The sequence below is a fragment of the Janthinobacterium sp. PC23-8 genome, from assembly GCF_002250505.1.
GTDB lineage: Bacteria > Pseudomonadota > Gammaproteobacteria > Burkholderiales > Burkholderiaceae_D > Janthinobacterium.
In genome coordinates this window covers 84310-97817 of record NZ_NJGY01000004.1, presented here as the reverse complement: position 1 = coordinate 97817, position 13508 = coordinate 84310, and the positions used below count along the sequence as shown (strand labels likewise).

At 61.8% G+C, this 13508-nt stretch carries 10 protein-coding genes; 4 read left to right on the top strand and 6 right to left on the bottom strand.

Annotated features, from left to right (window positions below; all coding sequences use genetic code 11):
* Positions 1-192 precede the first annotated feature (192 nt).
* Both bioF and CD932_RS24025 read right to left on the bottom strand, forming a co-directional pair.
* Entirely contained in the window at positions 193-1362 is a 1170-nt protein-coding gene (gene bioF, locus CD932_RS24030) for an 8-amino-7-oxononanoate synthase (protein ID WP_094445424.1), read from the bottom strand.
* Entirely contained in the window at positions 1355-2641 is a 1287-nt protein-coding gene (locus CD932_RS24025) for a cytochrome P450 (protein ID WP_254926750.1), read from the bottom strand. Before CD932_RS24025 ends, bioF begins: the two co-directional genes overlap by 8 nt.
* Positions 2642-2926: 285 nt before the next feature.
* Here CD932_RS24025 and CD932_RS24020 point away from each other — a divergent pair, with 285 nt between their 5' ends.
* From CD932_RS24020 to CD932_RS24010, 3 genes are all read left to right on the top strand, one after another.
* The gene (locus CD932_RS24020) at positions 2927-3517 is read left to right on the top strand and encodes a TetR/AcrR family transcriptional regulator (protein WP_094445423.1); all 591 of its coding nucleotides are present in this window, start codon (positions 2927-2929) and stop codon (positions 3515-3517) included.
* Positions 3518-3831: 314 nt separating this feature from the next.
* The gene (locus CD932_RS24015; protein WP_094445422.1) at positions 3832-4581 is read left to right on the top strand and encodes an electron transfer flavoprotein subunit beta/FixA family protein; all 750 of its coding nucleotides are present in this window, start codon (positions 3832-3834) and stop codon (positions 4579-4581) included.
* A 241-nt stretch (positions 4582-4822) separates the two neighbouring features.
* Positions 4823-5752, top strand: coding sequence for an electron transfer flavoprotein subunit alpha/FixB family protein (locus tag CD932_RS24010; protein WP_094445421.1), 930 nt, complete (start codon positions 4823-4825; stop codon positions 5750-5752).
* An 86-nt stretch (positions 5753-5838) separates the two neighbouring features.
* Here the strand turns inward: CD932_RS24010 and CD932_RS24005 are convergent, their stop codons facing one another.
* Both CD932_RS24005 and CD932_RS29705 read right to left on the bottom strand, forming a co-directional pair.
* Positions 5839-6570, bottom strand: a complete 732-nt coding sequence (locus CD932_RS24005; protein ID WP_094445420.1) for an NAD(P)H-dependent oxidoreductase — start codon at positions 6568-6570, stop codon at positions 5839-5841.
* 49 nt (positions 6571-6619) lie between these two features.
* Positions 6620-8284: a methyl-accepting chemotaxis protein gene (locus CD932_RS29705; protein ID WP_303396102.1), complete on the bottom strand. Its 1665-nt coding sequence runs from the start codon at positions 8282-8284 to the stop codon at positions 6620-6622.
* A gap of 356 nt (positions 8285-8640) precedes the next feature.
* On the opposite strand from CD932_RS29705, the gene CD932_RS23995 reads away from it, so the two are divergent.
* A complete protein-coding gene (locus tag CD932_RS23995; RefSeq protein WP_094445419.1) occupies positions 8641-10671 on the top strand; it encodes an FAD-dependent oxidoreductase in 2031 nt (676 codons plus the stop codon).
* A gap of 58 nt (positions 10672-10729) precedes the next feature.
* Here the strand turns inward: CD932_RS23995 and CD932_RS23990 are convergent, their stop codons facing one another.
* Both CD932_RS23990 and CD932_RS23985 read right to left on the bottom strand, forming a co-directional pair.
* On the bottom strand, positions 10730-11704 hold the full coding sequence (locus tag CD932_RS23990) for a nitronate monooxygenase family protein (RefSeq protein ID WP_094445418.1): 975 nt from the start codon (positions 11702-11704) through the stop codon (positions 10730-10732).
* Positions 11701-13254, bottom strand: coding sequence for an AMP-binding protein (locus CD932_RS23985; protein ID WP_094445417.1), 1554 nt, complete (start codon positions 13252-13254; stop codon positions 11701-11703). The genes CD932_RS23990 and CD932_RS23985 overlap by 4 nt, the downstream gene beginning before the upstream one ends.
* Positions 13255-13508: the final 254 nt, after the last annotated feature.

Genomic DNA, 13508 nt, shown 5'->3' with positions numbered 1-13508 from the left:
CCCGGCATGCTGCTGTCCATGGCGCTACGGTGCCGCCCCGCACGTCGTAGCGGGGCGTCTGGCGCTGCCGTGAGTTCAATCCGGCGACGTATTTATAATAAACCGACGCGTCGGTCAAAGTCAATGGCTTGTCTCGATTGCCTGGCACGGCCTGGCATGGTCATTGGGTGCCCAGGCAACACGGCTGGCGACTCATGCCATGGCGGCGGCCGCCGCGCAGATGGCGGCGATGAGTTGCGCCACCTGGTCGGTGCTGTGGGCCGCAGACAGCGAAATGCGCAGGCGGGCAGTTCCCTTCGGTACAGTGGGGGGGCGGATGGCGGGAACCCAAATGCCGGCCTCGCGCAGGCGCGCCATCAGATCGAGCGCCAATTGATTGTTGCCCACCACCAGAGCCTGGATTGCTGTCTCGGAGTCAAGCAGGGTCCATGGCAGACCGGCCAGGCCGTTTTGCAATTGCGCGATCAGCTGGCGCAGATGCTGCTGGCGCCATGTTTCGGTTTGCAGCAGCGTCAGTGTCGCCAGCAGCGCACTGGCCAGCAATGGTGGACTGGCCGTGGTGAAGACATAGGTGCGGGCGCGCTGCAGCAACCATTCGATCAGCACCGCATCCCCGGCGACAAAGGCGCCGGCAACGCCAGCGGCCTTGCCGAGCGTTCCCATGTAGAGCACTCGCGGCGAGCTTAGCCCGAGGTGCGCAAGGCTTCCGCGTCCCTGCGGACCGAGCACGCCGAAGCCGTGCGCGTCGTCGACCAGCAGCCAGGCGTCGTGGCGCTCGCACAGTGCCACCAGCTCGGCCAGTGGTGCAAGATCGCCGTCCATGCTGAACACGCCGTCGGTCACGATCAGCTTGCGGCCGCTGCGGCTCTTGCCGAGCTGTTGCGCCAGGCGCCCGACATCGTTGTGGGGATAGACGCGAAACTCGGCTCTGGAAAGGCGCGCGCCATCGATCAGACATGCATGGTTCAGACGGTCGGAAAAAATGGTGTCGCCGGGACCGGCCAGGGCGGGAAGGATGCCCAGGTTGGCCATATAGCCATTGGAAAAATGCAAGGCCCTTGGCATGCCGACAAAGTTTGCCAGGGCAACTTCGAGCGTCTCATAAATGCTGCTGTGGCCGCTAATAAGCGCCGACGAGGCGGCGCCAACGCCAAACCGCCGCAGGCCCTCGTGGGCGGCGGCAACCAGCGCCGGGTGGTTGGCCAAGCCGAGATAGTCGTTGCTGCTGAACGCCAGATACTGCCGGCCGTCGATGCTCAAGAGGGGGCCTTGCGGACCGTCGACGATGCGCCTCTGGCGCAACAGCGCCTGTTCCTTTAACTGCTGTAACTGGGCGCCGATGTCATGGGTCAGCTTACTCATGGAGCATGCACTCCGGCTGCGCCATTGCAGGCGCTGCGGCAAAACACAGCGGCAGCGCCTGCAGGCTGCGATAAACCGCATTGTTCCCCCACGCCGGTACGGCGCCGTGCAACGCCAGTTGGGGCATGCGCCGCATGATAGTGCGCAACGCAATTTCCGCTTCCATATAGGTCAGCGTTGCGCCGATGCAGACATGCGGGCCGTGGCCGAATGACAGGTGGCTGCCCTCATTGCGCACAATATTCAAGGCGTCGGGAACGGCGAACTTTGCGGGGTCGCGGTTGGCCGCGCCGATCAGCGCAATCACCAGCTGTCCCTTCTTCATCGTCTGCCCATGCAGGCAGACGTCCGTGGCGAGGCGCCGGCCGCTGTATTGCACCGGGCTGTCGAAACGCAATAGCTCCTTGATCGCGTTTGGCAGCAGCGACGGATTGTGCCGCAGCGCATGCCACTGTTGCGGATGCTGCAGTAGCGCCAGCATGCCATTGCCGAGCAGGTTGCGGGTGGTCTCATGCCCGGCAAACAAAAGGGTGCAGCATTGCGCCAGCAATTGCTTGGTGGTGACGATGCCGCCTTGCGCTTCTGCAAGGATCAGTTGGCTGACAAGGTCATGGCCCGGACGCGCGCGGCGCGCCGGCAGCAGGGCGCGAAAATAGTCATTCATTGCCAACAAGCTGGTTTGGGCGCGGCGGGCAATCTCGATGGTGGGGGTCGGGCTGCCAATGAAGGCGGCGATGTCGTCTGACCACGCGACAAATGCGGCCCGGTCGTTGCCGTCGATGTCGAGCATCGTCGCAATCACCAGCGCCGGCAGGGGGCGGGCAAAGTCCCGCATAAAGTCGAACCGGCCCGACGGCGTGGCAAGTATCTTGTCGAGCAGGTCATCGACGATGACTTGAATCTGCGGCGCCAACGCCTGTATGGCCGCCGGCTTGAAGCCACCGTTCATGGCTTGACGCAAGCGGGTATGTTGGGGGGCATCGACAAACAGTAGGGAGCGCGAAAAAATACGCTTGAATTCACGTAATTCGGCAAGGGCATCGGGCCCGCTGCTGTTGGCCCAGCCGCCGGCGCGGCGTACCGAGAAGCGCGCATCGCGCAGCACCGAAGCGACGTCTGAGTAGTTTGGCAACAGCCACGCGCCGCCGCAAAATTGCGTGCTCCAGTGCAGTGGCCCCGCCACCCGCAAAGCCTGATAGGCAGGATAGGGATCGGCGTAGAATTGATCGGTGACCATGGCCGAAGCCGGAGCAGCGCTGGTCGGAACGAATGTTTGCATGAGTTTCTCCGTAAAGAGCTTGAGTCGATGTGTATGGCCGCATGAAAAGGAGAGGGCGGTAGCGCGCATTCGGACATGCTGGCGAATCCGATGCAAGAATCGGGGCGAAAGTCAAGCAATTCATGATAAACTACCGCCGCGACGGTTTATGAATGGGCCGCCGTTACGCGTTGTCGCCGAGCCGGTCCGCTGTTACCGCAGCCTATGGCGAAGCCATCTTCCTTGCACATTTACCCGGTCGAGCACCGGCATACCACTCTGTAATTTAAGTTAGGAAATTAGAATATGTCACGCGTTCGTGCTGATGATTACGATCTCAAGATGAAGCAAATCATGGATGCGGCAGCTGCCTTGTTCGCCAAGACCGGCTATCCTGGCGTGAAAATGGAGCAGATTGCCAAGAACTGCAAAGCGTCGAAATCGATGTTGTACCATTACTTCCCCACCAAAGACGAGATTTTGTTTGCCATTCTCAAAGATCATCTCGATTCCGTCATTTCCGCCATCATGAGCATCGAAACGAGCGGATCCGATCCGCAAGTACGCTTCCTGGCAATGGTGCAGACCTTCACCCAAAAGTCGGCACAGACGCGCCGGCGACATGTTGTTGCAATGAACGATGTAAAATTCCTGCCAAAAGCGATGCTCGACCCGATTCAGAAATTGGAAACCAAAGTGCTCGATCTGGTCACGGAGTATTTGCGCGCCGTGAATCCCACTCTGGACGATTCCTTGTACAAGCCCTACGGGATGCTCCTGATAGGCATGATGAACTGGACCGATACCTGGTATAAGCCCACCGGAGCCATCAAGCCGCAAGAGCTCGTTGAGCGGATATCGCGCTTGTTTCTGCGCGGGTTCCTTGCCGAGAAATAATCGGCTTGGTCCGCCACCAGCCCGGCTGCGCTGCGCGCGGCCGGGCTTTTTTCAATCTAATTTATAGACCGCCCTGTCGGTTTATTGTATGACGTGTGGCAGGCAAATGCAATGCTTGTATTCGCCTGAAGGGGCGGCAGCGGCTGCTCATGCGCCGCCAGCGGTGGCATGTCAGCAGTCAATCACTATCTTTTAATTGACAGACGCGTCGGACTATTTATAATACGGCATGCGAGACACCAACTCGTCTTGGCGGGCACGGCCGGCGGTGGCTCGGCGGCCTTCTTGAATCAACAATCTGGAACGGTTAAAAAATGAAAGTATTGATCGCAGTTAAACGTGTCGTCGATTCCGCCATCCGCGTGCATGTCAAGGCGGACGGCAGCGGCGTCGAGACGGCCAATGTCAAGATGTCCATGAATCCGTTCGATGAAATCGCGCTGGAAGAAGCGCTGCGTCTCAAGGAGGCCGGTGCGGTGAGCGAACTTGTCGCCGTGTCGTGTGGCGCCAGCGCGTGCCAGGAAACCTTGCGCGCCGCAATGGCGGCGGGCGCGGACCGCGCGATTCTGGTCGAGACCGACGCCCAGTTGCGCCCATTGGCGGTGGCGCGTTTGCTTGCGGCAATTGCCATGCGCGAGCAGCCGGCGCTGATTTTGCTTGGCAAGCAGGCCATCGACGACGACTGCAACCAGACCGGCCAGATGCTCGCCGCGCTGCTCGGTTGGCCGCAAGCGACGTTTGCGTCGCAGCTTGCCCTGGCCGATGGCGCCGCCATCGTCACCCGTGAAGTGGACGGTGGCCTTGAAACATTGAACCTGCGCCTGCCGGCGATTGTCACGACGGATTTGCGCCTGAACGTGCCGCGCTATGTGACCTTGCCGAACATCATGAAGGCGAAGAAGAAACCGCTGGCCGTGCTGACACCAGACGAGCTTGGTGTCGATGTCGCCTCGCGCGTCAGCACGCTGAAGGTCGCGGCGCCGTCCACGCGGCCTGCCGGCGTGATCGTGAAAGATGTCGCCACGCTGTTGGACAAGTTGCGGAACGAAGCCAAGGTCATCTGACCGCTGTGATGAAAGGAGTGTGCCATGAACCGGCAACCGACCAAGGAAGAAGTGCGCGCATGGCTCATGCGGCGCCAGGCCCAGCGAGCGCCCTTGCCGGATTTGGCGCAACTCCAAATGCAGATCAGGGCGCCCAGTGCTGGCGTGTCGGCGCCAGGCAACGCGGCCTGCCAATTCGTTCAATTATTGACGGGTAAACCACCCGTTCCCTTCCATTGCAAGCCCACCAATCCAGGAAATCATGACCGCTCTCGTCATTGCTGAACACGATAACGTCTCCATTAAAGGAAGTACGCTCCCTACCTTGACCGCCGCGCTCGCCTGCGGTGGCGAGGTCCATGTCCTCATCGTCGGGCACCAGTGCGCTTTGGCAGCCACAGCTGCCGCGTCGATCAGCGGCGTTGCCAGGGTGTTTGTGGCAGACGACACACACCTGGCCCATGGCCTGGCCGAAAATCTTGCCGGACAGGTGCTGGCGATGGCCAGCGGGTATAGCCATGTCCTGGCGCCGGCGACGGCGTTCGGCAAGAACTTCATGCCGCGCGTCGCCGCACTGCTGGGCGTTGATCAGATTTCGGAAATCACCAGGGTCGTGGCGCCCGACACATTCGAGCGCCCCATCTATGCCGGCAACGCCGTCGCAACCGTGCAATCGGATGATACGGTCAAGGTGCTCACGGTGCGCGGCACGGCCTTCGCCGCCGCCGCCCCGGGTGGCGCCGCACCCATTGCATCGGTCGCGGCGGTGGCCGATTTTGCCAGGTCGGCATTCGTCAGCCATGCGCTGGCCACCTCGGACCGGCCGGAGCTGACTGCCGCCAAGGTGATTGTTTCAGGCGGGCGCGGCATGGGGAGCGGGGAGAATTTCGCGCTCATCGAGGCCCTGGCAGGGCGGCTCGGCGCTGCGGTAGGCGCCTCACGCGCAGCGGTCGATGCGGGCTATGTGCCGAATGACTGGCAAATAGGGCAGACCGGCAAGATCGTCGCTCCCCAGCTGTATATCGCGGTTGGCATTTCCGGCGCGATCCAGCATCTGGCCGGCATGAAGGAGTCGAAAGTCATTGTCGCCGTGAACAAGGACCCGGAGGCGCCCATCTTCGCGGTTGCCGACTACGGTCTCGTCGGTGACTTGTTTGATATCGTGCCGCAGATGACCGCGCAGCTTGCCTGACGGTTCCCCTTGCCCGGCGCTGGCGCCGTCGTCGACTCTCTATCGGGAGCGGGGCGGCGGCTGCCGCAAGCGCCGCCGCAATGCCTCTATTTTTGTCCTGCCGCGCGCGGCGCGATTCCCGGTTTGAGCTGCCAATCCGTGCCAAAGTCAGCGAGCGGGTGGAAGTACATCGATTCCGTCGTTGCGAGTGTGGACAAGCGGGCCGTGTACTGTTCGAGATATTGGGCGCGTTGTTCCTGGTCAGTATAGTGGATCGACCAGGCAGCAAATGGCGGCAAGACTTCAAATCCGGCGTAGGCGAGCGTGCCGGCCTGCAGATGCCACAGAAGGACATCCAGACTGCCGAGCAATCCGCCCGGTGCCACCATCTCCGGGTAACAGCCGGTAGTCATCGTCAGCATGGCGCGCCGCCCCTTCAGACCACCACTATCCATGCGCATGCCTTTGCCGTAGGCGACGCCGTTGACGAAAACCCGGTCGATCCAGCCCTTCATGATGGCGGGGACCGAATACCACCAAAGTGGAAATTGAAGGATCAAAAAATCGCACCAGATCACTTTGTCGATCTCGTCTTGTATGTCGGCGGAAAAGCCGTTGTGCTGATGGGCGTATTTTTGCTCGCGGTCGTATTGGAGCGCTTCGGGAAAGCGCCGTGCATGAAAGTCGGCGGCGGTCGCGACAGGATTGAAATCCATTGCATGGAGGTCCGATACCTTGACTTCGTGTCCTAGTGCCGGGAGCGTGTCGAGCGCGCGATGGAGCAGTGCCGCGTTGAATGACTGGGGCTCATGATGGGCATGGACAATCAGGATTTTCATTGATGTTTTCTCCGAAACAATACTAATGGCGCAAGAATGCACATTGCTGTCATACCAGCGCGCGCACCAGATGCGACCGGGTTGGGTCGCCTGGCAGCCCAAGTGCGGGAACAGAATCGAGTGCCAGTGTTGGCTTTAATTTGAACAGGCTCACCCCTTGCGTCAGCCTTTGCGCCAATTGCTGCATCGAACTCGATGCGGCCGCCGCCTCTTCGACCAAAGCCGCGTTTTGCTGAGTGACTTCGTCCATGCCTTGAATGGCCAGGTTGATCTGCTCAAGTCCGTCCGTTTGCGCGGCACTCGCCACCGCGATGTCGTTGACGATGTCCGTGACCTGTTTGACGCTGTCGACGATGTCGGTCATGGTCATGCCGGCCTGGCCCACCAGTTTCCTGCCGGCCTCAACCTTGTCGCTGGAATCGCCAATGAGATCTTTGATTTCCTTTGCCGCGCTGGCCGAGCGCTGCGCAAGACTGCGCACTTCCGCTGCCACCACGGCAAAGCCCCGTCCTTGCTCGCCAGCGCGCGCCGCTTCCACTGCCGCGTTCAAGGCCAGAATATTGGTCTGGAACGCGATGCCATCGATCACGGCGATGATGTTGACGATTTTTTGGGCGGAGGCGTGGATCGAGTTCATGGTGTCGACGACTTGGGCGACGACGGCGCCGCCTCTGCTGGCCACGTCGGTGGCCGAGCGCGCCAGCGCGTTTGCGTGGTGCGCGCTATCGGCATTGTGTTTGACCGTGACGGTGAGATCTTGCAAGGCGGCCGAGGTTTCTTCCAGGGTTGCGCTTTGTTGCTCGGTGCGTGCGGACAGATCGAGGTTGCCAGCGGCAATTTGACGCGAGGCGCTCGCGATCGATTCGGTATCGGAGCGCACGTCCGCGACGATACGTTCCAGGCTGCCGTTCATGTCGCGCAAGGCAAGCATCAGTCTTCCAGTTTCGTCCGTTGACAGGACCTCGACGGTCGTGCTGAGATCGCCATCGGCGACAATGCGGGCGATTCTGACGGCATGTCCCAATGGTACCGTGATGCTGCGCGTGACCCACCATGAGCCGCCGGCGCAGATCAGCAAGGCGGCGCCGCCGACCAGGAGCGTCAGCCAGCCGGCGCGCTGCCGGGTGTCGCGGCCGTCGCTCGTGGCGTGCTCGGCGTAGGTCAGGTTGAGTGTGATCAGCGTGTCGAGCAAGGTCTGGATCTGTTTGCTCGAGCGCTGCAATTGATAGTCCGCGCGCCAGAAGCCCTTGATTTCGGTGGCCATGCGATTCCAGTCCGCTTCTTCGCTGACACGCTTGAGGTTCTCCACCTGTTCCGCGTTCGACGTCAGATAGCCTTGCCACGCGTGCTGCAGCAATGTCCAGGTCTTTGCCTCTTCCGGCGTCTTGGGCAATTTGGCGTAGCTGTCGAAGTACCGTTGCGCCAGTTGATCCGCAGCCAGCTTTGCCTTCAGCACTTCGGCAAAATAGGCGTGGCCCTCCTCGATGCCGTCGGACTGACTATTCGGCGCGTCGAATTCTGCGCCATCCCAGGTCATGGACGCCTTGCCTTCGGCGATGGAGGTCAGTTGCCAGGTCCTCATGTGCATCAGGTTGGTGACCGCAGGCAGTGTTTGCTCGCTTAGCGCATTGAGCTTGTCGCCGATCGCGAGCGTGGCGAGCCGGCCGGAAATGGCCACCAGCAAGAGTAACGCGAGCGTTGCGCCGGCGAACATGGTCAGCTTCAGCTTGATGGAAAGATTGCGCATATATATTCATTCCCTTCGATAGGATCGGGCGGAACTGATCTGTTCATTATCACGACAGGTCGTGCCAGTCTGGCGGGGCGCCATCTGATTTTATAATAAGACCGACTGGTCGGACTATAACTTAATCGGGTGGCAAGTCAAAGTCAAGGACAATGTGGCGCAACTGCGGCGCCGGTCAGATTCTGAGCAGTTATTGACATTAACCGACGCGTCGGTCTAATATTGCTTGCGGGCGAGTGTCCGCTCGATCGCGATGGCTTCCTCCCGGGGGGCGTCGTGGCCACATACTCGGAATGGAATCGACGCATTCTCAAGGAGCATCAATGAACAAACCCACTTCCTACCCGCTACTTTTCTCGCCACTCGACCTCGGTTTCACCCGATTGAAAAATCGCGCGATCATGGGCTCGATGCACACCGGGCTCGAAGAAGCCGAGGACGGCTTCGCGCGCATGGCGGCCTACTATGCGGAACGTGCACGGGGCGGGGTAGGCATGATTATTACGGGCGGCATGTCACCCAACGCCGAGGGCGGCATGGGTCTGCACAAGGACGTGAACGCCTCCCGGCACCGCCTCGTGACCGAGGCTGTCCACGCGGCAGCGCCCGACGTCAAAATTTGCCTGCAAATTCTGCACATGGGTTCGCTTGCCCATACGCCGGACTGTGTGGCGCCATCCGCGATCAAATCACGGATCGGGGCCTTTTCCCCGCGCGCGCTGGACGAGGCGGGAATCGACAAGCAATTGAACGATTTCGCAAACTGTGCGTTATTGGCACAAGAGGCCGGCTACGACGGGGTGGAAATCATCGGCTCGGCGGGTTACCTGCTGTCCACGTTCCTGCTTGAAAGGACCAATCAGCGCACCGATCAATGGGGCGGAAGCTTCGACAACAGGATGCGCTTCCCCGTCGAAGTCGTGCGGCGTGTGCGCGCCGCGGTCGGCCCCAGCTTTATTGTGATCTATCGCGTTCCCGCAATGGATATGCTGGAAGATGGCCTGTCATGGGATGAAGTGGTCCAGCTTTCCAAAGCAGTCGAAGCGGCCGGCGTGAATATCGTCAGCACGCACTTCTGCTGGCATGAAGCGCCGGTGCCAACCATCGCAACGATGGTGCCGCGCGCGGCTTTTACCCAGGTAACCGGCAAGCTTCGCCAATTGCTGTCGGTTCCCCTGATTACCAGCAACCGCATCAACATGCCCGATGTGGCAGAAGCCGTGCTGGCGCGCGGAGACGCCGATCTCATTTCCATGGCCCGCCCCATGCTGGCCGACCCGGAAATCATGCTCAAGGCACAGCAGGGGCGCGAAGACGAAATCAACACCTGCATTGCCTGTAACCAGGCCTGCCTCGATCACGGGTTCGACGGCTTACGCCAGGTAAGCTGTCTGGTCAATCCGCGCGCCTGCCACGAGACCACGCTCAATTACCTGCCGTCAAAAGCGCCCAAGAATCTCGCGGTGATCGGCGCCGGCCCATCGGGCCTGGCTTTTGCAACGGTAGCAGCGCAGCGTGGTCACAAAGTGACGTTGTTCGAGGCTTCCAACGAAATTGGCGGACAGTTCAACCTGGCCAAACGCATTCCCGGCAAGGAGGAATTCCATGAAACCTTGCGCTATTTCCGCAAGATGATCGATGTCCATGGAATTGATCTGCGCCTGAACACTGCGGTCAGCGCTGCAGCGGTCAAGGCCATGGCGTTCGATGAAGTCATCGTGGCCACCGGTATTGAACCGCGCATGCCGGTACTCGATGGCATCGACCATCCCAAGGTGGTCGGCTACATCGACGCCATCCTTGGCAGAGCGCCGATCGGCAAGCGCGTGGCGATCATGGGGGCCGGCGGCATCGGGTTTGACGTGGCACAGATGATCTCGCACGCCGGGCCTTCCGGCGCGCTCGACGTGCAAGTGTTTGCCAGGGAATGGGGCATCGACTTCAGTGGCCACCCGCGCGGCGGTGTGGCCGGCATACAACCGCAGCTTGCGAGCACGGACCGCACGATCTATCTCATGCAGCGCAAGACAGACAAGGTGGGCAATGGCCTGGGACGCACGACGGGCTGGGCGCACCGGCTGGCACTGACCCGCCGCGGCGTGAAGATGCTCAATGGGGTGGAGTACCTGAAGATAGATGATGCTGGCCTGCACGTCCGTGTTCATGGCGAAGCCAGGTTGCTTGAGGTCGACACGGTCATCGTGTGCGCCGGTCAATTGTCGCGGCGCGACGTCTACGAGCAATTGCTGGCGCTGGACATACACGCAACGGTGATAGGCGGCGCCTTCGAGGCCGGTGAACTCGATGCAAAGCGGGCAATCGACCATGCATCCAGGCTTGCGGCGGTGGTATAAGACAGTTTCGGCATGCGGCGCGGTGGCGACACCGGCCGCAGTGCGGTCGCTGCTGCGATCAGGCGTCCTCTCCGAAGGTCATCAGTTGTTGCGTGGCGGCGCGTGCGGCCTCGTATTCGGCGCGCGTGCAATTGACCAGTTCCGACACGTCGCCGATGGCTCGCACCCCGGATACGGAGTGCCCGGCGCTCCAGATATCGCGCCAGCGCGAGGCGCCCGACGGCCCCTCGGGCTTGCTGGCAAACAGCATGGCCGCAGGCTCCTGGCCGATGGCGCCTGATAGCTGCGCCGGGTCGAGGCCGGCGGCCTCGAGCGAGGGACGCAGCATATTGGTTTCGAGCCCCGTCACGGCCGTCGTGAGCAGGATGTCATCGACACTGCTGCGCACCAGCATCTCGCGATAGGCAGTGGTGGCAAGGCTCTCGCGCGTGGCGATGAACTTGGTGCCCATATAGGCCAGGTCGCAGCCGAGCACTTGCGCGGCCCACAGCGCCTGGCCATCGGCAATGCCGCCGGCGAGCACCATGGGACCGGAGAAGAATTCACGGACCGCGCGCGCGAACGCGAAGCCGTTTGCCCACCCTGTCTGGCCGCCGGCGCCGGCGGTGAGCAGGATCAGGCCATCGACCCCCGCCGCGATCGCTTTCCTGGCATGCTGTACCGAGGCGACATCGGCGAATACCAGGCAGCCGATGTCGTGCAGCGGGCCGACCACCGCTTGCGGAGAGCCGACGCTGGTGATGACCATTTCCACCTTGTGGCGCAGCAGACAATCGAGATGCTGGCGCAGATCTTCGCGGCGCATGATCAGATTCGGGCAAAAGGGGGCGTCCTGCGGCGTCAGCGCGGTGTTGATGCGATCGAGCCAGTGTTCGAGCTCGTCGACGGTGCGGCAGTTTGCCGTCGGAAAGGAGCCGATCACGCCGGCCCTGCAAGCGGCGATGACCAGATCCGGACCCGACACCAGGAACATCGGGGCGGCGATCAGCGGCAGCCGCAGCCGCCGCGCAATCGAGGGTGGCAAGGCGCTCATGACACAGTGCCCAGCGCGGCCGCGCGCAGCTGCTTCTTGTCGATCTTGCCGACCGACGTCAGCGGCAGCTCGGCAACGAAAACCAGGCGCTTGGGCGCATATACTTTCCCTTTCATTTGCCGGACCCAGTCGATCAGGTCCTCTTCGGAGACCTCGCTCTCCGGGCGTCGTACGACGAAGGCTGTCACCGCTTCGCCCCAGCGTTCGTGCGGCACGCCGAACACCGCAGACATGGCGACGGCGCAATGCGTGGCGAGCGCATCCTCGACCTCGCGCGGATACACATTGAAGCCGCCGGTAATGATCAGGTCCGAGCGCCGGTCGACGATGTACAGGCGTCCTTCCGCATCCATTCGTGCGACGTCGCCTGTATGCAGCCAGCCATCGCGCATCGCCGTGGCGGTCAGCTCCGGTTGGCCCCAGTACTCACGGATCACGCTGGGGGCGCGCACGCAGATTTCCCCCGCCTCGCCCGTGCCCACCGGCCGGTCGTCGGCGTCGACCAGCCGCACATCGACGCCGGTAGCAGGAAAGCCGCAGGCATGGAACAACTCCGGGCGCTGCGGATCATGGTCGCGCCTGGGCAGGACAGTGATCGGATAGCATTCGGTCTGGCCATAGAACTGCGCGAATACCGGACCGATGCGTTCGATGCCTTCGAGCAGCCGCGCCGGCGCCATGGGCGAGGCGCCGTAGTACAGTATCTCCAGGCAAGAGAGGTCGGTCTGGTCGAGGGCAGGGTGATCGAGCAGGGCATAGATCATGGTCGGCACCAGCAGCATGGCGTTGATGCGCTCGCGCTGTATGTAAGCCAGTTCCCGTTCCGGCTCGAAGCCCCTGGCAAGATGCACCGTGCCGCCGCGTGCCAGCACCGGCAAGACCATGCTGCCCGCGACATGGCTGATCGGGGCGTTGACGAGAAAGCGCGGCGTCGCCGGCAAGTCGAAATCGGACAGCACCGTGGTGAAGATTGCGGCCATCGAACCATGGTCGCGCACGCCTGCCTTGGACTTGCCCGTCGTGCCGCCGGTGAAGGTGAGGGTCGCGATGTCATCCGGCTGCGCGAGATCGCGCGCAGGGCAGTCGCCCATCTGTTCCGCAGCGGCCAGCAGATCGATGCCGAAGTCGCTCGGGCCGAGCGTGAATACGTGGCGCAAGCGCGCCGTGCGGGCGGCAATTTCAGCGCCACGCGCACCGAAGCTTGCGATATCGACGATCAGCGCGTCGGCTTCAACTTGATCGAGCTGCCCGAGTTGATCCGGCAATGCGCCCAGCGGATGCAGCCAGACCGTGCTCATGCCGAGCGCCTGCACCGCGACGCCGGCGCACCAGACATCGGCGCGATTGGCCGACAGCAGCGCCACCCGATCAGGCCGACAGAGGCCGGCGCCGCTCAACACGGCTTGCATGCGGCCGATGAGCTGGGCTGCGGCAGCGTAACTGAGCGTTCCCCCGTCCCAGGCGAATGCGGTCGCCGCCGGGTGCCGTGCCAGCACCCGCAGCGTCCAGGCGCCGACGGTCGGCGAGGCGTGCACATGGTTGGTTGTCATCTGCTTGCTCCTTGTACCTGGCTTTGACTGGTATTCGACATATCTCCTCCATGATGTGTTTGCAAACCCAAGGTCAGGCATGCCAGGGCGCCAGCAATCCCACCTTGAGCATTTCTCCGCCGTGACTGCTTCGAAGTAATCATGCATTGTGCGTATTTAATTTATAAACCGTCACGACGGTCTAAATATATAATACACATTAGTCGACGTTTCGGACGGTTTTTCAGAAGGTTTTTTTTGCCCGCGAGGGGGCG

Excerpts from the sequence above, each read along its gene's own strand:
- CD932_RS29705 (WP_303396102.1), bottom strand. The coding sequence starts at position 8,284 with ATGTTCGCCGGCGCAACGCTCGCGTTACTCTTGCTGGTGGCCATTTCC.
- CD932_RS23985 (WP_094445417.1), bottom strand. The coding sequence starts at position 13,254 with ATGACAACCAACCATGTGCACGCCTCGCCGACCGTCGGCGCCTGGACG.
- CD932_RS23990 (WP_094445418.1), bottom strand. The coding sequence starts at position 11,704 with ATGAGCGCCTTGCCACCCTCGATTGCGCGGCGGCTGCGGCTGCCGCTG.
- CD932_RS24020 (WP_094445423.1), top strand. The coding sequence starts at position 2,927 with ATGTCACGCGTTCGTGCTGATGATTACGATCTCAAGATGAAGCAAATC.
- CD932_RS24015 (WP_094445422.1), top strand. The coding sequence starts at position 3,832 with ATGAAAGTATTGATCGCAGTTAAACGTGTCGTCGATTCCGCCATCCGC.
- CD932_RS24010 (WP_094445421.1), top strand. The coding sequence starts at position 4,823 with ATGACCGCTCTCGTCATTGCTGAACACGATAACGTCTCCATTAAAGGA.
- CD932_RS24025 (WP_254926750.1), bottom strand. The coding sequence starts at position 2,641 with ATGCAAACATTCGTTCCGACCAGCGCTGCTCCGGCTTCGGCCATGGTC.
- bioF (WP_094445424.1), bottom strand. The coding sequence starts at position 1,362 with ATGAGTAAGCTGACCCATGACATCGGCGCCCAGTTACAGCAGTTAAAG.
- CD932_RS24005 (WP_094445420.1), bottom strand. The coding sequence starts at position 6,570 with ATGAAAATCCTGATTGTCCATGCCCATCATGAGCCCCAGTCATTCAAC.
- CD932_RS23995 (WP_094445419.1), top strand. The coding sequence starts at position 8,641 with ATGAACAAACCCACTTCCTACCCGCTACTTTTCTCGCCACTCGACCTC.